Below are 22,420 nucleotides of genomic sequence, written 5' to 3'. Positions count from 1 at the left end.
CGTGAAAGGCGCTGTTTGCTATTTGCTGTTCGCTGTTTGTTTAGATCTTAAACAAAGAGCGAACGCAGTGAGCGTGCAAACAGCGAACAGCTAACAGCGGTTTTATTTTTTAAATAACTGATCGAGTTTTTGCTCGAATGCGTGATAATTCAAGAAATCGTACAACTCCGCACGCGTTTGCATGTCATCAACGACCGCTTTTTGGTCGCCATTCGCGAGAATGCTTTCATAGACATTTAATGCTGCTTTGTTCATGGCGCGGAAGGCACTTAGTGGATACAGCACCATTTCAACACCGACTTCGGCAAGTTCTTGTTTATTGAATAAGGGCGTGGCGCCAAATTCCGTAATGTTAGCAAGAACCGGCACGTTCAGCGCGTTGGTGAACGCTTGATACTGTTCAAGGGTGTGTACAGCTTCGGCAAAAATAGCATCGGCACCAGCGTCTACGCAGGCCTGAGCACGCTCAATTGCGGCTTCTAAGCCTTCTTGTTGTAAAGCGTCGGTACGCGCCATAATTAAGAACTGGTCGTCAATACGTGCGTCAACCGCGGCTTTTACCCGATCAACCATTTCTGCTTGGGTAACAATTTCTTTGTTTGGCCGATGGCCACAGCGCTTTTGCGCAACTTGGTCTTCAATATGGAAGCCGGCAGCGCCCGCACGCGTCATTTCTTTCACGGTACGCGCAATATTGAAGGCTCCGCCCCACCCCGTATCGGCATCAACCAACAAAGGTAAGTCACTCGCCCCAGTAATACGACGAATATCTTCACACACATCGTTTAACGACGTCATGCCAAGATCGGGTAAGCCGAATGAAGCATTGGCAACGCCAGCGCCTGACAAGTAAAGCGCTTTATGCCCTACTTTTTCGGCCATCATCGCCGTATAGGCGTTAATGGTGCCGACGATTTGCAGTGGATGTTCGTCTTTGATTGCTTGACGCAGTTTAGCGCCTGCACTTGGTATCTGGCTCATGCGGGTTCCTTTTTGGCTGGTTGCAATTCGTTTAACTGTTTTTCAATATTGCGGCGCGAAGCCGCGATGTGCCGACGCATCAATAAATCGGCAAGTTCGCCATCGCGGTTAGCGATGGCGTTTAGAATAGCTTTGTGCTCATCGAACGCACGCGATACACGTGGCCCGTTCATGCCCATTTGCACGCGATACATGCGCACTAAGTAATACAGCTCGTCACAAAGCATATTAATCAGGTAGGGATTTTTACTGCCTAAAATGACACGGTAATGAAAGTCGAGATCGCCCGCTTCTTGATAGTAACTCTCACCCTCGCGTACCCGCTGAGTACTTAGGTGCTGATCGAGTAACCCTGCGAGCTCGTCAATTTCAGTCTCAGGCATTTGCTCAGCCGCTAAGCGGCAGGCCAAACCTTCAAGTTCTTCGCGAATTTGGTAGAGCGAAATGAGACCTTGGGGAGTTAACGTTACCACTCGCGCGCCGGCATTCGGAATACGCTCAATAAGATGACACCTTTCCAGTCGTGCTAACGCCTCGCGCAGTGGCGCGCGACTAACGTCAAAACGGCGAGCAAGCTCAGGCTCACTAATTTTACTGCCTGCTGGAATCGTACCCTCGACAATGGCACGTTGGATTTCATACAGCACGCGGTCTGATGCTGTGATCGCTTGGCGTAGTAAACTAGGATGCTCAGTCATACAGATATGTCGACAGTTTCCAAAAGAGAAGCGCATTTTAATGGGTTTATGAGCTAATTTCAATCACCAAGAGCAATGGATTGTCGACAAACCATAAAAAAGCCCCGCAAAGCGGGGCCTACAACTTACCTACTTAGGGAGAACAACAGGTTAACGCATTGACGGCGGCAAGATCACCGCATCAATGACATGAATGACGCCGTTGCTTGTCATGATGTCAGCTTTGACAACATTAGCGCCGCCAACTTGAACACCATCAGTTGCGTCAATGGCAACTTCTTCACCTTGCACGGTCGCGGTTGATAACTCTTTACCCGCGATGGCTGAGCTAGGAACTTTGTCACCCAACACATGGTAAGTGAGTACAGCAACCAACTGGTCTTTATTTTCCGGCTTCAGCAAGCTATCCAAAGTACCCTCTGGTAGCGCTGCAAAAGCGTCATTGGTCGGTGCGAACACAGTGAAAGGACCGTCACCTTTCAAAGTATCAACTAAGCCGGCCGCTTTCACGGCTGTCACTAAGGTTGAGAACTGGCCATCGCTAGCAGCGATGTCGACGATGTCCTTTTTCTTGCCATGATTATGAGCAACCGCAGTGGTTGATACTGCTGCTACTAATAAAGCACCGGCAAGCCATTTAATTGATGAAGCTACGTTTAACATTATGGAACTCCTTGCTGTGAAAAAAACGAAAAGCGTTGTTTGCTATCCGCTGTTTGCTATTTGAAAATTCTTGGCGTCGTGGAGTTGTACGGAGGTGGACTCGGAAAAGGATTAATTTTTATACAATAATTTTTTGTAAAGGTCGTGACGCCCCATAAATACAAGTGATCAATCAATGGGATATGCTAGTATTACCTACTACATTGATTGCTAACGGAGGTTTTATGTTGAAGTCACTCCTAACAACTACTGCGGCAGCCGCGCTGCTGAGCACGTCGGTTTTTGCTGCTGACTGGACACTTGATAGCGAACGCTCAACCCTACATTTCGTTTCTGTCAAAAATGACACTATTGCCGAAATACACCGCTTTACTGAGCTGTCCGGCGAAATGAATGACGGTGAGTTGAAAGTGACAGTACCGGTGGCAAGCATCGACACTGCGATACCGATTCGCAATGAGCGTATGCTTGAGCATTTATTCAATGCCGATGAATACGCCTCGGTCACAGCAACAGCGACGATTCCAACCGAGATCTATGACATTGAAACAGCTACCGGTACCTTACCCGTGGTTGTTCCGATGACGGTTTTTATTGCCGGTGAAGCTGTTGAAGTAGATGCCGCGTTACAGGTAACAAAATTAGATGCTGACCATGTTGTCGCCACGACATCACAGCCGGTGTTGATTAATGCCAGCGAGTTTAAGTTAGTTGCAGGCATTAACAAGCTGCAAGAAATTGCTGGTTTACAGGCCATTGACCACGTTATTCCAGTAACGTTCACGGTGCAGTTCAGCCGTGAGAACTAAGGCCTCAGCGTCATCTTTGAGCGCGGCGACAGCAGATGATGTTGCCGCGCTTTGCCGTTTAGAAGCCAGTTATTACCCCCACGATGGCTACCCTGCCCCGCTTTTTTATCAAGCCATTCATCAGTGGCCCGATTTACTGCAAGTGGTCAAGGTCAAATCAGCCAACCAAACGTCCCTTGCCGGCTATTGCCTAGGCGCACCGGGACAAAATTCCCAACAGCTGTGGTTAATGTCATTACTTGTGGATCAAAGCTACCGCGGCATGGGATTAGGTAAACAACTTCTCCAGCATTGGTTAAACCGTGTCGAGCAGCTCGGTTTTTCACAGTTATGGTTAAGTGTCTCTCCTGCCAATACAGCAGCAGTAAAGCTCTATGAACAATATGGCTTTGCCTTGCAAACGACGGAAACAGATTATTTAGGTGCCGGTGAGGATCGCTACCTGATGCTACGTAATGTAAAGAGTAAGCATTGACCTCAGCTATGAATTAGCTCATATTGCAGTAAGGTTTATCATGCATTTCTCAAAAAAATAACAAAAAAACATGATCTATCGTCGTAGTCTTGCGTTATCTCTAGTGAACGTCACATTATTTGTCACGATCAGTGCCACTTTTATGTTTGGCTTGTTAGGCCTGTTGCTTAACAGTTATGCCGATCCAGCGAGTGCCTTCGAACGCGTGATCTCGAATACCTCTGGCGTGGTTGCCATTGCGGTAGCGTTTGCGCTATTTGGCCTCGCTGCCAAAAAACGCAAGATTCAAGTCGCTTTTGCCATCGTCATCATTCTTGCCGCATTGCATAGCTTATTGGTGAACCTCTCACTGACCTCCATTTTCTATCTTGAGTTTTTGCACGCCATCGATGCCTATTTCTATCCCCCGGTAGCACTCACGTTTTTACTGCTTGGCGTCACCTTATTACTGAACCCAAGACAAAAAATCCAGCGGCGCTGGATGCGAGCCTTCGCTGTTTTCTTGATCTTGTTAGCCAGCGCTGCAATCGGCCTGCACTTTTTTGAAGACGGCTTTGCTTTTCTCGGACCACACCCGCCGGTGACCAGCTTAGCTGCGCTGAGCATGTTCTTAATTGGCGTGTCACTACTACTGGCGAGTAATCACCGTATATTGTTATTCGATCTCAACCGCAACCCAGCAGCGTGGGTGACGTTTGTCTTCGTAATGACGATTTGCTCCATTTGGTTTTATCTCAGTTATACGCAGATTAAAGAAATTCGCGCCGAAGCCATCGACACCGTGCAAAAAGTCGCAAAAGTGCGGCAACAGACCATCCAAGTTAATCTGCAGGTACTCAACCGATTGCGTGAACGCTGGGCTGAGTTACAAGTTTCTCCTACCTCTGATTTTGCCCGTTTTGATGCATCGACCTATTTGCGTGACATCCCACATTATTTGGGCATTCACATTATTGATCAGCGGGGCGTACCGCAATGGCAACAACACCGCAACGGCAATCGTGATTATCTTGAGCATGTCAATCATCCGGGCGTGCAAGCTTGGCTTGGCTCCGACCCTGACGCGACAACCATGTATATTCCCGAAGATGAATTTAAGCTAAATAAAGAACCTTTAGGCTTACTTTTGGTGCCCGCTGGTCAACAGGCCGAACAGCGTTATTACATGCTAGTGGTGTTCGACCTAATGAAACTCATTAGCCCAGAAACACGTCTATTACCTGATTATCTAAAGATTTACGCCGCACTTAATGACGAACGAGTTTTAAGTTTTGACGATGACAAACCTTTTAGTCGCATCGAGCTATCGATCGCGCAAGCGCAACTAACGATCCCAAATGGTGCCCCACTCGCACTTTCGGTGAGCTTGTATGCGTTCGACGATCTCGTCACCGCATCCAACCTGCGCATGACGCTTGCACTACTGGGTTTCATGTTCTCCATCGCCTTTTTGGCGCTGGCGCAGCAAAACCGTATTTTACGCAAGCATAGCGATCGTTTGCGCACTACCCAAGAACGCTTACACGAGCAACAAGTGCAAATGCAGCTTAATGAGCAACAGTATCGGTCGTTATTTGCCTACCACCCAGACGCGGTCTTTTCGCTCGACACAGATGGCATTATGACCAGCGTCAACGATTCGGTGCTACGCATTTTAAATGCCGAGATGAACACCGTGTTAGGCAACCACTTTAGTGCCTTTGTCCATCCCGCCGAGCGCAGCAAAGCTGAAGAAAACTTTCAGCGCACCCTGCAAGGTGAACCACGCCAGTACCCGCTTACGGTTTTCAATAACCAGGCGGAAATGATGTACCTGCAGATAACCAACTTGCCAATTAAAATTAACGGTCACATCACTGGCGTATTTGGCATTGCGAAAGATGTCTCCACATCTCGTGCGAAGGACGAACAGCTCCATATTCTTGAACGTAGTATCAACGTAAGTACCAATGGCATTGTTATCTCTGACGCGAGTGAAGATAACAGCCCTATTATTTATACCAATGACGCCTTTCAAAAAATGTCGGGTTACAGCGCGAACGAAATTGTGGGCAAGTCATGTGACTTCTTAGTTGGACCGAAAACTGACCCTGAGATCATTCGCAAAGTGCGTTACGCACTCAAAGAACGCCGCGAATGTGCTGTTGAGGTTATGCATTATCGTAAAGATGGCACCGCATTTTGGGATGAACTACAGCTCGCCCCGGTTGCCGATACTGAGGGTAAAATCACCCATTTTATCGGCATTCACCAAGACATCACTGAACGCATGGAGCACAAACAACAATTGGCGTTCCAAGCCGAGCACGATGCGCTCACCAACCTCTATAACCGGCATGCTTTCGAAGCACGTTTTGCCAAGGTGTTGCAAGCCGCTGAGGCGAGTAAAGACAGTTGCCAATGGGCCGTATTATTTATTGACCTTGATGGCTTTAAGCCGATTAATGAAGCGATGGGGCTGGCCGCGGGTGACGAGGTTCTGAAACAAGTTGCCAAGCGCTTAGAACAAACCATCAAGACGCCTAACTTTGTCGCCCGTTTTGGTGGCGACGAATTCGTAGTGGCCCTTTCGGACGTATCGCTTCAGTCCATTGAAGCCATGGGCGAAGAGCTTTTGGCACAGCTCGCTGAACCCTATAAAATTAGGCAGCAAAAGCTTTACCTCACCGCAAGCATCGGCGTGGCTTGTAAGAGTGCCGAAGGGCAATCGGCGGTCGACTTGATTCAGCAAGCCGACACGGCAATGACGTTTGCGAAGCGGCAAGGTCGCAATCACTTGCACTTTTTTAAGCGTTCTGAAGAAAACAGCCAGCGTGTTGATGTGCATTTACGGAACCACTTTCAGCAAGCCATAGATAATGAAAAATTAGCACTGTATTACCAACCGATCATTGACCTGCAAAGCGGCGCAATTGTCGGTGCCGAAGCATTAATGCGCTGGCAGTTGGATGATGGCAGCTTCATCCCCCCGGATGAATTTATTCCAATGGCAGAAGCAACTGGTCAGATTATTCCGGCTAGTGAATGGGCTATCGAACAAGCCTGTCAGGATCTGAAACTGTTACTGGAGAAGCGTGAACACATGAGTGTTTCGGTGAATTTGTCAGCGCTACAATTTAGTCGTGCTAACTTTTTCGAGCAAATCATCGAGACCATCAAAACTCACAAGCTAAGCAATGAAAACCTTGAGCTGGAATTAACGGAAAGTATCTTAATGGACGACAGTAACCACGCCATTAAACTGATTGAGCGTTTCCGTAACGCTGGTGTGGCAATGTCGATTGATGACTTTGGTACTGGTTTTTCAAGTTTGAGTTATCTGAAAAAGCTTCCTGTGAACAAGCTCAAAATCGACCGTGCGTTTATTCAAGACATTGTCAGCAAGTCTAGCGACGAAGCGATCGTTCGCGGTATTTTGGCTATGGCGCGGCAATTGAATATGGATGTCGTTGCTGAGGGTATCGAAACCGCTGAGCAAGCGATTCGTTTAACAGAGTTGGGATGTGGTTATGGGCAAGGCTATTATTTTGCCAAGCCCAAACCACTGACTGAGTTGCTCAAAGACTTAGATTAGCGACCTCAACTAATTGAGGTCGTCATCATGTTTCTCGAGATCCCACGGCAGGCTTCCTGGTGAGATGTGCATGAACTGCAGGTAGTTCTCAAACTGATTAATCACATCGTTAATGATATCGCCAGGTTCATAGCCATAAAGGTCATAAGCTTGACCACCTTGGCGCAAGAACACCTCTGCACGGTAATACTTTTTATCCGAGTTTTTGGCGTTCACGACCGCAAAATCAGGTCGCTGATAAGCACGCAGACGGACCTCATAGTCAAACTCTACTTCGCCTTCTTTGCGTACCGTAAACACTGAGCGGACATGTTCGCTATCGAACGTTGCTTCGGTTTCCCAACCATGCTCTTTAAGCTCTTTAGCGACGTCGTTCAAACATTCGATGACGGTATGCTCGATAAACTCTCTGACTTCTTGTTGCTGTGGAAAGTCGACGACCCCAGCTAGGCGTTTCTTCCAATAACTTGGACCTGCATGAACCCCTCGCCGATGGGTACGCATCGCGCTTTTTAGACTTGCGTATTGATGCCCTTCAATGACTAACGCCCGCCACATGCCAAATGCGGAAATCAAAATAATGACTGCAAAGGGTAACGCGCTGGTAATCGATGCGGTTTGTAGCGCACCCAAGCCACCGGCCAGCAACAACACTCCTGCCACGATGCCTTCAGAACTGGCCCAAAAAATACGCTGCCAGACTGGCGTATCAGTACGACCACCAGAAGCCAGCGAATCAATAACAAGCGAGCCAGAATCCGACGACGTTACAAAAAAGGTAACAATCAAAACAACCGTAGCGAAACTCAAAATACTGGTGAGCGGTAACCGCTCATAGAGCTTGAACAAGGCAATTGCCTCGTCGTTTTGCACATCACTAATCAGCGTCGTGTAGCCCTCGTTCATGATCAGATTTAATGCGGTATCACCAAACACACTAAACCAAAAGAAAGTGAACAAGGTCGGCACAAACATAACGCCAAAGACGAATTGGCGAATCGTCCGGCCACGGCTGATTTTTGCAATAAACAAGCCAACGAATGGCGCCCACGCAATGGTCCAGCCAAAAATAAACAAGGTCCAGTTGCCAATCCAGTCACTGCGTGAATAAGCCTGTAAGTTAAAGGTCCGCTCGACGATGTTATTCAGGTAGGCGCCAGTATTCTGCAGGTAGGTCTCCAAAATATGTACCGTTGGCCCTGCAAAGAACACAAACAATAGGATGAACAACACCAACACCATGTTCACATACGACAGACGTTTAATACCTTTATCCAGGCCAGCCACCACCGACATAATTGCAAACACCGTAATCACAGCAATAGCGATAATTTGCACGGTGGTCCCGACTGGAATTTCTGGCCAAAGGTAATTTAAGCCCGCATTGATCTGAATGACGGATAACCCAAGGGTCGTGGCAATACCAAACATCGTGCCTAGAATGGCAAAAGTATCAACCGCATGCCCTGCTGGGCCGTGGATCTTTTCACCAATGATTGGATAAAGCGTCGAGCGCATTGACAGGGGTAGACCGTGGCGGAACGAGAAATAGGCGAGTACAAGTCCAACTAAGCCGTAAATTGCCCAAATATGGAAGCCCCAATGAAAGTACGCAATTTGCATCGCTTGCTTCGCGGAATCCACCGTTTCCGCCGCACCTACAGGCGGGCTAGAGTAGTGAAGCACCGGTTCCGCAACGCCGAAGAAAAGTAAAGCAATCCCGTAACCAGCCGAGAACAGCATCGCAAACCACGCTGGAAAGCTGTACTCCGGTTCAGCGTGATCCGGACCGAGTTTGATACGTCCCCATTTAGAAAGTGCAACACCAACGATAAAAACCAGAAAAATCGCTACTGCGAGCATGTAAAACCAACCAAAATCGGCAGTTATCCAAGCGAGTACATCACTGAATACTTCGCCGGCCAATTCAGGGTTTGCTAGGGTTCCTATCACTAGCAAGGAAATCACGGCAACAGCGGGAAAAAACACCGGTACCAGAATGGCTGAATTCCACTTCCTGCGTTCGGTCATAACCTACTCCTTTTGTTTATGGTTCTTTTACCCTATGTTGTATAGAACTAATTTTCAAATAAGACAATAACATGCAGAAATGGCACTTATTCTTAGCACCAGTGGCCGCGATTGCGGTCTACTTTCTCAGTTTATCGCTGTTCGCTTTTGCCCACCCTGCGGCTTGGACGCTGGCAGCTACCCTCTGGATCGCTTGGTGGTGGATCAGCGAAGCATTGCCATTACCTGTAACGTCGCTCCTTCCTTTCGTACTCCTACCGGTAGGCGGGATAACGCCTTTAAACGAAGTCTCAACGGCACTCGGTAACCCAATCATTTGGTTGTTCATGGCCGCTTTTATGTTAGCCAAAGCGGTCGAATTAAGCGGCGTGCATCGTCGTTTGGCGTTAGGCTTGGTGCACACTATTGGCAATGGCCACGGTAAACGCATGTTGTTTGCTTTTATGTTGGCTACGGCACTACTGTCGATGTGGATCTCGAATACCGCAGCAGTACTCGCCTTGTTGCCTGTGGCGTTGGCCCTAGCTGACGCGTGCGACGATGCGCCCTTTCAACGTGCGCTGTTGCTCGGGTTAGCCTATTCTGCCTCGGTTGGTGGTATTGCCACGCTGGTGGGGACGCCACCCAACCTGATCTTTGCCTCGGTCTATGAAACCACCACTGGGGAAGCATTCAGTTTTACCGATTGGATGCTTATTGGCGTGCCATTTGTGATCATTGCGGTACCCATCATGGCATGGTGGCTGGCTCGTAACGTCAATGACGCCATTACGCTTCGTATTGAGGCTCCCGGACCGATGCGTTCAGCGGAACGCCGAGTGCTTGTGGTGTTTGGATTGGTGGTGCTGTTGTGGATTACTCGAACGACGCCATTTGGCGGCTGGACCGCACTCACGGGTCTGAGTTATGTCGGTGATGCAACCATTGCTATAGCTGGCGTTCTAACCATGTTTGTGGTTCGCGATCGGGATGGCAAACCGTTATTAACCTGGAACGCGGCGGTCTCTATTCCATGGGGCATTCTCCTGCTCTTCGCTGGCGGTATTGCATTGGCACAAGGTTTTATCAGCAGTGGTCTGAGTGTTCGTATTGGTGATGCACTAACCGGACTCGGTGTACTGCCCGTTTGGTTGTTGGTGTTTTGCTTAACCTTGAGTGTGTCGTTTTTGACCGAAGTCACCTCGAACACCGCCACAGCGACTTTGCTCATGCCGATCATGGCCGCCGCAGCAGTTGCGCTCGAATTACCACCAGCGTTATTGATGATCCCGGCAACCATCGCCTGCAGCACGGCATTTTGTATGCCGGTGGCGACGCCACCAAACTCCATTGTGTTCTCTTCCGAACGCTTAACGGTGCGCGATATGGCGCGCGAAGGAGTGGTTCTTAACGTGATACTGGCGGTGGTTACCACCGCCGTTGTAATGCTTGTTGTGGCCTAGCTAGGAGTAAAATGGATCACCTGACGGTAAGCGGCCACGTGAACATCATAGGAGGTCGTTTGCTTCAGGTAGTCCGACATTGCTTCCAATGCATCCGGTTCGCCATGCACCAGAAAAATTTTGGTCTTTTCGGCGAGTGCTGACTGTTGCAACCAATCCCCTATTTCAGAGTAATCAGCATGCCCAGATAATCCCTCAAGCTGTCGAATTTTAGCTTTAACCGGCAACCATTCGCCATGCAGTTTAATGCGCTCATTGCCCTGCACCATTTTCGCGCCACGCGTACCGCCGGCCTGATGGCCACTGAAAAGTACAGTACTACGATGATCACTTAACCAATGCTTAAAGTGGTGCAAAATGCGGCCGCCGGTAGCCATGCCACTGCCCGCTATAATGATGTGCGGCGCGCCTTGATGCGCAATCGCCTTCGATTCCTCGACACTGTGGGTGTAAATCACTGCCTGTTCAGCCGCAGTGCATTGTTGTTGGCTTAAGCGATGATATTCATGCTGTTCACTGTAAACATCAGAAACGCTGATCGCCATTGGACTATCGAGAAATATCGGTAAGCGCGGAATGCGGCCGTCCGCCATCATACTCACCAACATATGCTGCAGGAGTTGCGCTCGACCGACGGCGAAACTCGGAATCATCAGTACACCACCGGCGGCTGCGGTTTCATTAACCACCTCGGCGAGCTCACCCCATGGATCGGACTCAGGATGGCGGCGATCACCGTACGTCGACTCAAGCAATAAATAATCCACCGCAGGAAGCGGTCGCGGTGGCTTCATTAAAATATCATTAGGTCGCCCGACATCTCCGCTAAAACCAATGCGCACGCCTTGATGCTCTGCAATCACGCTAGCGGCACCTAATATGTGGCCAACCGGTTGTAGCGTAAAATCAATATCACCAATACGAAATGGCTTATCAAAATCAATACCATGCAATAACTTCAACGCAGCTTCGGCAGTTGCTTCGTCATAGAGTGGACGCGGATCTTGATGCTTACTTAATTTGTGTTTTTTTAAAAACTTAGCATCTTCTTCCTGAATGCGCCCACTGTCTGGCCATAAGATCTGGCATAAACCGACCGTGCCATAATGGGTATACACAGGGCCTCTAAAGCCATGTTCATACAACACAGGTAAGAAACCAGAATGATCCAAGTGGGCATGGGTAAGCACCACCGCATCGACCTCATTAATACCTAACGGCAATGGCTGCCAATTGCGTTCTCGCAGCCATTTATAACCCTGAAATAAGCCACAATCGATAAGCACACGAGTTGTTTCGGTTTCCAACAAGTATTTAGAGCCGGTTACCGTTTCACTCGCGCCAAGAAAGGTCAAACGCATCACTGCACTCCTCAAAGAAAGCGTTCAATCGGTAAACGCTCTAAAATACGTACGGCTAGACGCCGCCAAATAGAAGCATTAGGTTCTGAATAGTAGTGAGTTTTATGCTTGCCTAAACGCTCTACCCAAACCACCTTGTGCTTAATTAAGCGTAGTTGATATGCGTAGTTCGGCAACGTTGTGATGATCGCCTGTTCGATCCGCCGCGCGAGCGCTTTGCTATGCATCACAAAACCGAGTTCGGTGTTGATCGCCGCTGAACGTGGGTCAAAGTTTAACGAACCAATAAACACACGGGCCATATCCACCATAAACGTCTTCGCATGCAAGCTCGAAGCCGAGGTACCAAAACGCTCTTTACCTTTCAGCCGTTGACGACGTTCTTTACGCTGCTCACGCCGCGCTAAGGGCCTTAACCGCTGCATCTCGAAGAGCTGAATACCGTGACGCAATAACTTCCGGCGCCACTTCGCATAGCCGGCATGGACAATTGCAACATCGGTAGCCTCGAGCGAATTGGTAAGCACAATGATTTGCACCCCGCGTTTCGCCATCGCAATGAGCTCATTAACGCCGGTCCGGGTCGGCACAAAATAAGGCGAAACTAGCGTGATATGCGATTGCGGCTCGCCAATGGTCTCTTGCAGTTGATGAGGAAGCATTTGTTGCGGCTTTGCTTGACCAAGCGCTTTCGCCGGTGAGTCACTGACCAACTGGGTCTTCGCCCAGTAAATTTCGACGTCCTGTTGTCGCAGTTTTTCGATAAAGGGCAACTTTTCGATGGCTTTAACGTAAGCCTGCGCACGCGGATCTTGCTCGTAACGTTTGGCGATTTTATGCAGTATGGCGAGGCTTTGAGGTTTGGTAAAGCTGTACAGCTTGTCTAATGCAATCGCCGATTCGCTCTGCCAATAGCGTTCGAAATCGTTTTGCACTGCGGTAACCACTTCACCAATTAACAGCACATCAAGATCGGCGAAAAGAACATCACTGGTGGCGCCAAAATATTCATCACCAATATTACGGCCACCGCTAATGACCACTTGCCCATCAACGACAAAGCTTTTGTTGTGCATACGCCGATTCAGACGACGAAATTCAACAAGGTAATTGAGGAAGCGTGGTCGGCGTAGTTTTAACGGATTAAAAAGCCGCACTTCAATGTTGGGGTGTTGATGCAGCCCTTTCAGCGTAGCATCCAGGCCGACGGTATTATGATCATCTAACAGTAATCGGACTTTGACACCGCGCTCGGCAGCTTCATGTAGCGCCTCAAACATCAATGTGCCGGTGATGTCATGGCGCCAAATGTAGTACTGAACGTCGAGCGTATGTTGTGCTTGGCGCGCTAGCAAAACCCGAGCGGCAAAGGCCTCACGCGCATCCACTAAAGGAATCACGCCGCTTTCATCAACATGCTCCTGCAGCAATGGTGAAATCGCAGCGCTAAGACTACCGACTTGTCCTGATTGCGGTACCACCCTTGTCAGCACTCCTTATGCAAGTTAAAACGTACCGTAGTTCTCCTCACGGTGTTTAGCAAGTTCAGCGGTTTGTTCTGGGTTGCGTTGTAACTCCCATCCCTGTATCTCACGTTGCACAATGGCATGCAAGGCGTCAATATGCGACGCACTTGCATTAAGTGCCGGAATATAGGCATAACCTTCACCACCAGCGCCAAGAAAGTAGTCGCGGTTCTCTTCACCGATTTCTTCGATCGTTTCCAAACAGTCCGCGCTAAAGCCCGGGCAAAAAACTTGCACGTTTTTAATGCCAAGCCCTGGTAACGCTTTTAAGGTTTCATCAGTGTAAGGCTTTAACCATTCTTCGCGGCCAAACCGCGACTGAAACGTCGTCAAGTACTGTTCTTTACTGAGACCTAATGCTTCCGCTATTAAGCGCGAAGTCTTATGACATTCGCAATGATACGGATCACCTTTTTGTAAGTACTTCAAAGGCACCCCGTGATACGAAAAAATCAATTTTTCCGCTTGCCCATGTTCAGCCCAAAATGCGCTAATTTGCTCAGCACACGCCCGAATATAGCCAGCATCATCATGATAATGGCTAATAAAACGAAAATCGGGAAGCCAACGGCGGGCGGTGAAATCTTTTGCTAAAGCGTCGAAGGTTGAACCATTCGTTGCCGCCGAATACTGGGGATAAAGCGGAAACAACACCAGTTTACGTACCCCGCTCGCCAACATCTCATCAGTGACTTGCGCCATACTTGGCGAGCCGTAACGCATGGCATAGCGCACGACAACATTGTCACCGTAGTGCTCGGCAAATCGCGCTTGTAACTCTCGCGCTTGATCTTCGGTGTGAAATAGCAGTGGCGACCCGCGATCAGTCCAAACCGTGCGATACGCCGCCGCTGAACGCTTAGGGCGAATGCGCAGAATGACACCGTTTAAAATAATCCACCACAGCGCACGTGGCACCTCGACCACCCGTGGGTCAGACAAGAACTCCTTGAGATAACGGCGTAGTGACGGCGTATCTGGGGCATCCGGTGTGCCAAGATTAGTGATGAGTACGCCAATTTTATCAGGTTGGTTATGTGCAAACGTCGGGTAACCACGGTAGTCCATCTTCTTACCTCGTATTAGGTCCAAAGCTCAACATGGTCGCGAATGCTATCTGTGGCAATCCATTCATGCAGTTGATCTGCCATACGGCGACCTTGATCAACAGCTTGCTGCCAGTATTTGATGCGTTCGTCCGCTGCCATGTTGGCAAAATCATTTCGATCAGGGATTTTTTGATACGGTAATGCGTCAATGAATTCTTGCGTTGGCGTTAAAAGGATCACATTCGGCCATAACGCTCCAGTGGTACGCCGCTTTTTTAAGCCTTTGTCAAACCAGCCAGGGATCACCTCTTGATGAAAATGCGGATACAGTACTAAACCCTTAACCCCACTAAAATCGAGATCAAAATGATAGTCGGTCACACCACCATCGCGATAAATGCCCGCAGGAGCCCCAGGAATATCACGCACACCCTCGAGTACCAACGGAATCGAGCCGGTAGCAAGCAGTGCTTGTTTAAAGTTTTCCTGGCTTAAGGTCGCATAGCGCGTTGGTAAGTCACGCCAATGCTCGGTAAAACTCGCTGCAGACGCTGGATGATGAAAAATAACACGTTCGTAAAACTTACCTAGCCATTGACGCTTTACTGAGTTGGCCGCTGCTGAAGCCAATAAACCAAACATTTGTCGCTTGCCTTCCGCGGCAGTAAGTCCGCGACAACGCACCACAATCCAATGATGGCGAAAGCGCTCTTGCCGCAAAATATCTTCAACCGCCTGATCGGGAATATACTCCGCCAATAATTTGCGTGCCTCGTCGGTAATTTCACGCACATCCGGCTTTTCGCTGTAGGTTTGCGTGCTGTACAAACGCGCAAACAACTCACTGGCGGCAACTGGGTCACGTTGCCCAAGCGCGGCAAAACGCCACGCACCTGCTGAAGTCCCAAGCAAATCTAATGGCGTTTTTCGTTGGCCGAAGAACTCACCAAATAAATAGCGATCGAGCCCCTGTAGGACGAACCATTTGGGGCCACCAGACGCGCCCACCAGTAGTTGAATATCTTGCTCTGAAAGTCCTTGTTCCTTAATCTGCAACCACGCACTCTTGCCCGCACGTAACTGCAACCACTGGGTTGCCATGTTGCTTTCTCCGCTGTTCTTTTCTGGTTTCTTATAATCTCGCCAGTATACCCAAATTTTGTCCTAGCGACAGCCTCGAGGTCGCACCCATGCAGACCTTCTGGTATCCTGAAAACCATTCACGATGCAGCCGCATTCTCCTTAACACTTGTGCAACGGAATAAAACTTCTATGAAAGTGATTTCTTTTAATATCAACGGAATTCGAGCACGCTTGCATCAATTGCAAGCGCTGATTGAAAAGCACCAGCCCGATGTGATTGGTTTGCAAGAAACCAAGGTTCATGATGACCAATTTCCACTGGCCGACGTTGAGGCATTGGGTTACCACGTGCTCTTTCACGGCCAAAAGGGGCACTACGGCGTCGCCTTGTTGAGTAAACAGCCACTGGAAAATCCACAGTTAGGCTTCCCCACTGATCCCGAAGATGCACAACGGCGGATGATTATGGGTGACTACGTGAACGCCGACGGTACTCGTGTACGCATTCTCAACGGTTACTTCCCGCAAGGCGAAAGTCGCGACCACCCGCTGAAATTTCCCGCTAAAGAAAAATTCTACGCCGATTTGATGAGCTACTTGAACACTGAGCTTGATGCCTCGCAGCCAGTAGTGGTCATGGGCGACATGAACATATCGCATCAAGATTGCGACATTGGTATTGGCGAAGATAACGCGAAACGATGGCTCCGCACCGGTAAATGCAGTTTCTTACCCGAGGAACGCGAATGGCTAAACACTCTCCTCGACTGGGGCTTGCTCGACACTTACCGTCTGCAGCACCAAGAAGTCACTGACCAATTTAGCTGGTTTGACTACCGCTCGCGCGGCTTTGACGATAATCGCGGCCTGCGCATCGACTTAATTTTAGCCACGCCTGGCTTAGCCGAAAAACTCGTGGATAGCGGCATTGACTACCAGCTGCGCGGTATTGAAAAGCCATCGGATCATGCGCCGATTTGGAGTGAGTTTAAGCTGTAACTTAAAGGCTTAATGCTCGTCAGGCGGTAATTCACGCAGCGCCTTATTCAGTAGCCGTGCCAAATCCATTCGTATGGGTTTGCTGCGCGGCTCAACTTGCAACTTTTGTGCGAGTTCTAAGTACCAATGGCGCAAACGCGGGTCTAATTCACTCAAGGCACGCCGCCCAAGCCAATACCACCCCTGTACCGGTACCGACAACAAAAACAACGAGCTCACCATCGCCTGCGGTAACAAGGTACTGCCTAACCATTGATACTGCACCCATAGGTTAATCACCGCCGCCGCCGGCATCCATTTCGCAGCAAACTTCACGCCAGGGACAACCCGCGTTTCGGTCATCGCAGCCACTACGGCGTGGTGCGGCCAAATCGCAGCGTACTCTTGCCCACTTTTAAAGACTTGCCATATCGAATGCTTCATTTTTGTCCGAAACCCACGCTTTTTGATCGATATGGTTAAGCATTAACCACATCACTAAAACTTTATAATTCAATACGTTAGTTAGTTCACAGCAGCTAACTCACAGACTTATCCACACAAACTGTGGAGAATCCACATGGCTTTTGTCACAATGCATAGCATGTGTTTCATGCCTGTCACAAAGAGTAAAAAATGACCGCAACAATTTATGGAATTCCAAACTGCGACACCGTTCGCAAAGCCCGCCGTTTTCTTGACCAACACCAAGTTGATTATGACTTTCATGATGTCCGTGAGCAACCATTGCCTGCCGAAACCCTCAATCAGTGGCTACAGCAGTTTGATCGTGACACCTTGGTCAACAAGCGCAGCACCAGCTGGCGTCAACTCAGTGACAAGGAACGTGCGCTCGCCGATGATGGCGTCGCCATTGAACTGCTGCAACGTTATCCCACGCTGATGAAGCGCCCAGTACTCACTGTGGACGAGCACATTGCCGTAGGTTTTAACGAGGCACAATGGCGTCAGGTAGTGGGACTCTCATAACGATGCACACCCCCAGTAACCCGACTGAGCACGAAGTCATCCAGCTTGCTCAAGCTCTCATCGCACGCATGTCGGTAACCCCAGAGGATGCGGGATGCCAGCAATTGATCGGTGAGCGCCTTGCTGCAGTCGGCTTTGATCTCGAGAGTATGGTCTTCGCTGATACCACCAATTTATGGGCGCGGCGCGGTCGCCAAGGCCCCGTGTTTTGTTTTGCGGGACACACCGATGTAGTCCCCGCTGGGGTTGAGCACGCGTGGCGTTTTCCGCCCTTCGAGCCGACCATCCACGAGGGAATGCTGTACGGCCGTGGCGCAGCTGACATGAAAGGTAGCCTTGCGGCCATGCTGGTCGCAACTGAGCGTTTTGTGCAACGCTTTCCCAACCACCGCGGAAGTATTGCTTTTTTAATTACCAGCGACGAAGAAGGACCTTTCATCAACGGCACACCGAAAGTTATTGAAACCCTTGAGGCTCGCGACGAAAAAATCACCTGGTGCGTGGTCGGCGAACCCTCCAGCACGAACCATATTGGCGATGTTGTGAAAAACGGTCGCCGCGGTTCACTGTCCGGTGAATTACGCGTATTCGGCATCCAGGGCCATGTCGCCTACCCCCACTTGGCTGACAATCCGGTGCACAAAGCCGCCCCCGCACTGGCGGTATTAGCAGCAACCGAATGGGATCACGGCAATAACTTCTTTCCGCCAACCAGCTTTCAAATTTCCAACGTGCACGCCGGTACTGGTGCGGGTAATGTTATTCCTGGTGAGTTTCACGTCAGTTTTAACTTCCGTTACAGCACTGAAAGCACCGCAGATGAGCTCAAACAACGTGTTTATGCCATACTTGACGCACATGAACTTGATTACGCTATCGACTGGAAGCTCAACGGCGAGCCTTTTTTAACTGCTGAAGGCGACTTGGTCCAGGCTACGGTTGCTGCAGTCCGACATCATACCGGTCGTGCACCGCAACTTTCCACGGCTGGCGGAACCTCGGATGGACGGTTTATTGCGCCAACGGGCGCTGAAGTTATTGAACTAGGCCCCGTCAACGCAACCATTCACAAAGTTGATGAATGTGTAAGCATCGAGGACTTGATCAAGCTTACTGACATGTACGAAGGCTTATTGGAGCAACTCTTATGCTGAGTTCAGAAGAGCTTACTGGACAAGTCGACAGCCATGTCGTTAATGACCCCTGTTGTCGCCCCACAGTGCGTCTACAGAACAGCGTATTTGGCGCCTTTAAAGCGATGCAGGCGGCTGCTCAGGAAGCCGGTTTAGCCCTCGATATTGCCTCAGGTTTTCGTGATTTTTCCCGGCAACAAGCTATTTGGAATCGCAAGTTTAGTGGCAACGCACCACTCTACGATAGTCACGGCGCCCTGCTCGACGCAAGTCAATTGTCCATTGGCGAGAAAGTTGAAGCCATTATGACGTGGTCTGCCTTGCCGGGAGCGAGCCGACACCATTGGGGCACCGACTTAGATGTCTTTGACCCACGCCCATTCGCCCATGGTGACTTAGATTTGCAGTTATTACCCGAAGAATATGAGGAAGGTGGTCCCTGCCATGAGCTGGCATTGTGGCTGTACCAACATGCGGCCGATTTCGGCTTCTTCTTTCCTTATCGTCAGTACCGTGGTGGTGTCGCTGCCGAACCTTGGCATTTAAGTCATTACACGCACGCTCAACAAGCGCAGCAACAATTGACCACCGATGTGCTCGTTGAAGCATTTGAGCTGCACGAGGTAGCGGGTAAGGACTACGTTCTTAGCCGCATTGCCGAGCTGAAAGAACGCTACATCGATAACATCTGCCCACCGTCGGCCAACACGGGAGATAATGAATGGCTTTTTGGTTGATTTTGCTGGTCGTCTTTGCCGTGGTTATTGGCAACATCATGTTGCTAAAGCATACCGCACATATGAAAATGCCGTCGCTTAAGCAACGGCATTCAGAAGATAAAAAGCATCACGATGCATGGGATGACGAAGACGATAGTTAAAGCGGAACACCCAAGCGTTGTGCAACCTCTTCGTAGGCTTCAACCACACCACCTAAGCCTTGACGGAAACGGTCTTTATCAAGTTTCTTGCGCGTCGCAGCATCCCACAGACGGCAGCCATCTGGGCTGAATTCATCGCCCAACACGATGGTGCCATGAGCATCCACACCGAACTCCAACTTGAAGTCCACGAGTAGCATACCCGCATCGGCAAATAACTTAAGCAACACGTCATTGACTTGGAAGGTAAGTTCTTTCATTTTCGCTAGCTGCTCGGCAGTCGCCCAGCCAAATGCCACGACATGACTTTCATTAATCATTGGGTCATGCAAAGCGTCGTTCTTCAAAAACAACTCAAAAGTTGCGGGCGAGAGAGCTTGGCCCTCTTCAACACCTAACCGACGCACCAAACTACCCGCGGCGTAATTACGCACAACACATTCGACCGGAATCATGTCGAGGCGTTTTACCAGCGTATCGGTATCACTCAAGACTTTATCGATCTGCGTTGGAATACCTGCTGCTTCAAGCTTCGCCATAATAAAGTTATTAAACTTATTATTGATCATGCCTTTGCGTTCGAGTTGTTCGACTTTCTCACCATCGAAAGCCGACGTATCGTTGCGAAAGTGCAAGACCAAACGCTCCGGATCATCAGTTGTAAAAACCGTTTTGGCTTTACCACGATAAAGTTCAGTACGTTTTTCCATGAGCAGCAGGTTCTCCAGCTAAATCACAAGTTACAGCGCGCTGCGCTGACGAATTTCCGCCGCAATTGGCCCGTACAGGCGATCAATATCGGCAGCAGTTAATGGGGTCTCACCACGATAAATCGTAATTGTTGTGCTGTCGTCATCACCCTTAACGTTTACTTGGTAGGAACCATCGGCAAGATCTAGCTTACCTTCTTGGTTATCGTTCCAGAACGCTAGGCTAAAGCCAGGGTCGCGCATGTACTCTAGATAGTACATTCCAGCGGATTGATTCAAGTCGTCAATTTCGAAACCAACGCCTTCGAGCACATCGGCCAGCAGCGGCCATGCAACATCGAAGCCGATATCAAGTTCATAGGCTGGATAACCCGCCTCATTAAAGCTTGGCTGTACGTTCACTGTTGCCGCAGCTTCAGCCGCAGCAAATACGCCTTGCTGTCGCACTGCAATTTCATTAATCATCGTGTTCAGAAGGTTAGCTTCTGCATTGGCATCGCTTACCCCACCTGGCACCATGTCGGCACCCGGACCACTAACTTTCTTGTCGGTCATAGCGACCGTAACTGTTGCCGTACGACGGTGATCAGGAACTTGCATCGTCACTCTGAACTGTCGCTCAACAGTAGCGGCGACTTCATCATCGCCCACTTCAAGTTGTTGCTGTTGCCATCCCGTAGTTAACGATTGTTCGGCGGTTTCCGCAACAATCGTCAAATTCTCCCGAGCAAGAGCTGCTTTGATGCCTTCCCATGTAAAACTCGGTAAGTCATCCATACCGTCGAGCTCAGAAAAGTCGACCGCGGTCACATCTGTATTTTCACTCGCTCGGCTGCCTGCCGCAGTCCCTCGAACAAGTACAGGAGGTAACACGTTGATTCCTTTGCCAGTAGCACCGGTTGCATTTACTTCAGGGATGTCATATTGCCCTGAGGCTTCTGGAAGTTGCTTACCAGGCGCAGGTTTTAACGGTTCAACTTGCTTGGCTTCTGTGTACTTAAAATCGCCTTCGGCCTGCTCGCGAGGTGTAAAGCTACAAGCTGTAACAGCAAGGCTTGAAAGGCAAATAATTGCTAGTGAGGAAACTTTCATTAGGACTCCGCGCTTATAATTCCGGCTTGTTTTAATGTTTGTTCGATATGTTGTTGTTGCGGAAGTTCCGGCTCCGTCATCGGTAACCGGTAATTCGGTGCTAATTTGCCCATACACGCCATTGCCCATTTTACTGGAATGGGATTCGCTTGCACGAACATTGCTTCATGAATAGCTTGCATTTGATCGTTAAACTGCCCTGCTTCATCCGCATTACCACGCAGTGCTGCATCGACCATCGCCTTCATCGTTTGCGGTACAACGTTGGCAGTGACGCTGATCACACCATCACCACCTTGCAAAATAAAATCACAACCGGTGGGGTCATCACCGCTCAGCAAAATGAAATTGCTGCCGCACAGTTTTCGTAACTCAGCCACTCGCGATACATCACCTGTCGCTTCTTTAATGCCAACAATATTTTGGATATCAGCCAGTTCAGCCACCTGCTCAGGGAGGATGTCGGCTCCGGTGCGGCCCGGAACGTTGTAAAGTAATTGCGGCAGATCACTGGCTGCGCAACAAGCTTGATAGTGCGCCAGCAAGCCACGCTGCGAAGGCTTATTGTAATAAGGATTAACGTTTAAAAAACCAGCAAGTGGTAAGTGAGCCATACGTTCAGTAAGGTGCACCGCTTCAGAAGTAGCATTCGAACCATTACCAGCAATGATGTTGATGCGCCCGTCGGCAAGTTCACAGGCTGCACTGACAACGAGTACGTGTTCGTCGTGGCTCATGGTGGCGGATTCGCCCGTGGTACCCATGATGACCAAACCGTCGCTGCCTTGCTCTACATGCCAATTGATCAAGTCTTCCAACGCCGCATAATCGACGTTACCTTGCTCGGTAAATGGCGTTACCAAGGCGACGATACTACCTGTTAACATTGCTACTCCTGATCTTTTTTAAGGCGACAATGGTACTTTCGAATACGGGTAAACACAA

Annotated in this window: 21 protein-coding genes; 9 read left to right on the top strand and 12 right to left on the bottom strand. The window is 49.4% G+C overall.

What is annotated here, in order from left to right:
• Positions 1-102 precede the first annotated feature (102 nt).
• The 3 genes from prpB to CWI70_RS01575 all read right to left on the bottom strand — a co-directional run bounded on the left by prpB (position 103) and on the right by CWI70_RS01575 (position 2,342).
• A complete protein-coding gene (gene prpB / locus CWI70_RS01585; RefSeq protein ID WP_126769941.1) occupies positions 103-981 on the bottom strand; it encodes a methylisocitrate lyase in 879 nt (292 codons plus the stop codon).
• Positions 978-1,679, bottom strand: coding sequence for a GntR family transcriptional regulator (locus CWI70_RS01580; RefSeq protein ID WP_126769940.1), 702 nt, complete (start codon positions 1,677-1,679; stop codon positions 978-980). The genes prpB and CWI70_RS01580 overlap by 4 nt, the downstream gene beginning before the upstream one ends.
• A gap of 150 nt (positions 1,680-1,829) precedes the next feature.
• Complete coding sequence (locus CWI70_RS01575; protein WP_126769938.1) at positions 1,830-2,342, bottom strand: fasciclin domain-containing protein; 513 nt, start codon at positions 2,340-2,342, stop codon at positions 1,830-1,832.
• Between the two features lie 224 nt (positions 2,343-2,566).
• Between CWI70_RS01575 and CWI70_RS01570 the strand changes: the two genes are divergently transcribed.
• The 3 genes from CWI70_RS01570 (at position 2,567) to CWI70_RS01560 (ending at position 7,200) form a co-directional block, all read left to right on the top strand.
• Positions 2,567-3,151, top strand: coding sequence for a YceI family protein (locus tag CWI70_RS01570; protein WP_157980844.1), 585 nt, complete (start codon positions 2,567-2,569; stop codon positions 3,149-3,151).
• The gene (locus CWI70_RS01565) at positions 3,141-3,626 is read left to right on the top strand and encodes a GNAT family N-acetyltransferase (RefSeq protein WP_126769934.1); all 486 of its coding nucleotides are present in this window, start codon (positions 3,141-3,143) and stop codon (positions 3,624-3,626) included. Before CWI70_RS01570 ends, CWI70_RS01565 begins: the two co-directional genes overlap by 11 nt.
• A gap of 70 nt (positions 3,627-3,696) precedes the next feature.
• The gene (locus tag CWI70_RS01560) at positions 3,697-7,200 is read left to right on the top strand and encodes a putative bifunctional diguanylate cyclase/phosphodiesterase (RefSeq protein WP_126769933.1); all 3,504 of its coding nucleotides are present in this window, start codon (positions 3,697-3,699) and stop codon (positions 7,198-7,200) included.
• A 9-nt stretch (positions 7,201-7,209) separates the two neighbouring features.
• Here CWI70_RS01560 and CWI70_RS01555 read toward each other — a convergent pair whose 3' ends face one another.
• A complete protein-coding gene (locus CWI70_RS01555) occupies positions 7,210-9,231 on the bottom strand; it encodes a BCCT family transporter (RefSeq protein WP_126769931.1) in 2,022 nt (673 codons plus the stop codon).
• Between the two features lie 71 nt (positions 9,232-9,302).
• Between CWI70_RS01555 and CWI70_RS01550 the strand changes: the two genes are divergently transcribed.
• A complete protein-coding gene (locus CWI70_RS01550; RefSeq protein ID WP_126769929.1) occupies positions 9,303-10,673 on the top strand; it encodes an SLC13 family permease in 1,371 nt (456 codons plus the stop codon).
• Here the strand turns inward: CWI70_RS01550 and CWI70_RS01545 are convergent.
• The 4 genes from CWI70_RS01545 to CWI70_RS01530 are packed head-to-tail and all read right to left on the bottom strand — an operon-like array spanning position 10,670 to position 15,710.
• Positions 10,670-12,034, bottom strand: a complete 1,365-nt coding sequence (locus CWI70_RS01545; RefSeq protein WP_126769927.1) for an MBL fold metallo-hydrolase RNA specificity domain-containing protein — start codon at positions 12,032-12,034, stop codon at positions 10,670-10,672. The genes CWI70_RS01550 and CWI70_RS01545 overlap by 4 nt on opposite strands.
• Before the next feature lie 11 nt (positions 12,035-12,045).
• A complete protein-coding gene (locus tag CWI70_RS01540; protein ID WP_198677633.1) occupies positions 12,046-13,515 on the bottom strand; it encodes a phospholipase D family protein in 1,470 nt (489 codons plus the stop codon).
• 24 nt (positions 13,516-13,539) lie between these two features.
• Positions 13,540-14,628: a ferrochelatase gene (hemH, locus tag CWI70_RS01535; RefSeq protein WP_126769923.1), complete on the bottom strand. Its 1,089-nt coding sequence runs from the start codon at positions 14,626-14,628 to the stop codon at positions 13,540-13,542.
• Positions 14,629-14,642: 14 nt separating this feature from the next.
• Complete coding sequence (locus tag CWI70_RS01530) at positions 14,643-15,710, bottom strand: alpha/beta hydrolase (RefSeq protein ID WP_126769921.1); 1,068 nt, start codon at positions 15,708-15,710, stop codon at positions 14,643-14,645.
• A gap of 171 nt (positions 15,711-15,881) precedes the next feature.
• Between CWI70_RS01530 and xthA the strand changes: the two genes are divergently transcribed.
• Complete coding sequence (xthA, locus tag CWI70_RS01525) at positions 15,882-16,691, top strand: exodeoxyribonuclease III (RefSeq protein ID WP_126769919.1); 810 nt, start codon at positions 15,882-15,884, stop codon at positions 16,689-16,691.
• A gap of 9 nt (positions 16,692-16,700) precedes the next feature.
• On the opposite strand, the gene yfbV is transcribed toward xthA, so the two are convergent.
• Complete coding sequence (gene yfbV / locus CWI70_RS01520) at positions 16,701-17,114, bottom strand: terminus macrodomain insulation protein YfbV (RefSeq protein ID WP_126769917.1); 414 nt, start codon at positions 17,112-17,114, stop codon at positions 16,701-16,703.
• Positions 17,115-17,306: 192 nt separating this feature from the next.
• On the opposite strand from yfbV, the gene CWI70_RS01515 reads away from it, so the two are divergent.
• From CWI70_RS01515 to CWI70_RS01500, 4 genes are read left to right on the top strand one after another with little or no spacing between them, the layout of a single operon-like run.
• The gene (locus tag CWI70_RS01515) at positions 17,307-17,660 is read left to right on the top strand and encodes an arsenate reductase (protein WP_126769915.1); all 354 of its coding nucleotides are present in this window, start codon (positions 17,307-17,309) and stop codon (positions 17,658-17,660) included.
• Positions 17,661-17,662: 2 nt separating this feature from the next.
• Positions 17,663-18,814, top strand: a complete 1,152-nt coding sequence (dapE, locus tag CWI70_RS01510) for a succinyl-diaminopimelate desuccinylase (RefSeq protein WP_126772628.1) — start codon at positions 17,663-17,665, stop codon at positions 18,812-18,814.
• Positions 18,808-19,530 carry a M15 family metallopeptidase gene (locus CWI70_RS01505; protein WP_126769913.1) on the top strand — a complete coding sequence of 241 codons (723 nt, stop codon included), beginning with the start codon at positions 18,808-18,810 and terminating at the stop codon, positions 19,528-19,530. The genes dapE and CWI70_RS01505 overlap by 7 nt, the downstream gene beginning before the upstream one ends.
• Entirely contained in the window at positions 19,515-19,673 is a 159-nt protein-coding gene (locus tag CWI70_RS01500) for a DUF2897 family protein (protein ID WP_126769911.1), read from the top strand. Before CWI70_RS01505 ends, CWI70_RS01500 begins: the two co-directional genes overlap by 16 nt.
• Here CWI70_RS01500 and purC read toward each other — a convergent pair.
• The 3 genes from purC to dapA are packed head-to-tail and all read right to left on the bottom strand — an operon-like array spanning position 19,670 to position 22,362.
• Positions 19,670-20,383: a phosphoribosylaminoimidazolesuccinocarboxamide synthase gene (gene purC, locus CWI70_RS01495; protein ID WP_126769909.1), complete on the bottom strand. Its 714-nt coding sequence runs from the start codon at positions 20,381-20,383 to the stop codon at positions 19,670-19,672. The genes CWI70_RS01500 and purC overlap by 4 nt on opposite strands.
• A gap of 30 nt (positions 20,384-20,413) precedes the next feature.
• Positions 20,414-21,475, bottom strand: coding sequence for an outer membrane protein assembly factor BamC (gene bamC, locus CWI70_RS01490; protein WP_126769907.1), 1,062 nt, complete (start codon positions 21,473-21,475; stop codon positions 20,414-20,416).
• Complete coding sequence (gene dapA, locus CWI70_RS01485; RefSeq protein WP_126769905.1) at positions 21,475-22,362, bottom strand: 4-hydroxy-tetrahydrodipicolinate synthase; 888 nt, start codon at positions 22,360-22,362, stop codon at positions 21,475-21,477. The genes bamC and dapA overlap by 1 nt, the downstream gene beginning before the upstream one ends.
• Positions 22,363-22,420 lie beyond the last annotated feature (58 nt).

Origin of the sequence: Pseudidiomarina homiensis, assembly GCF_003987225.1 — a bacterium.
Lineage (GTDB): Bacteria > Pseudomonadota > Gammaproteobacteria > Enterobacterales > Alteromonadaceae > Pseudidiomarina > Pseudidiomarina homiensis.
Note: the sequence above shows the minus strand (reverse complement) of the source record. Positions and strands in the feature narration are given on the sequence as shown.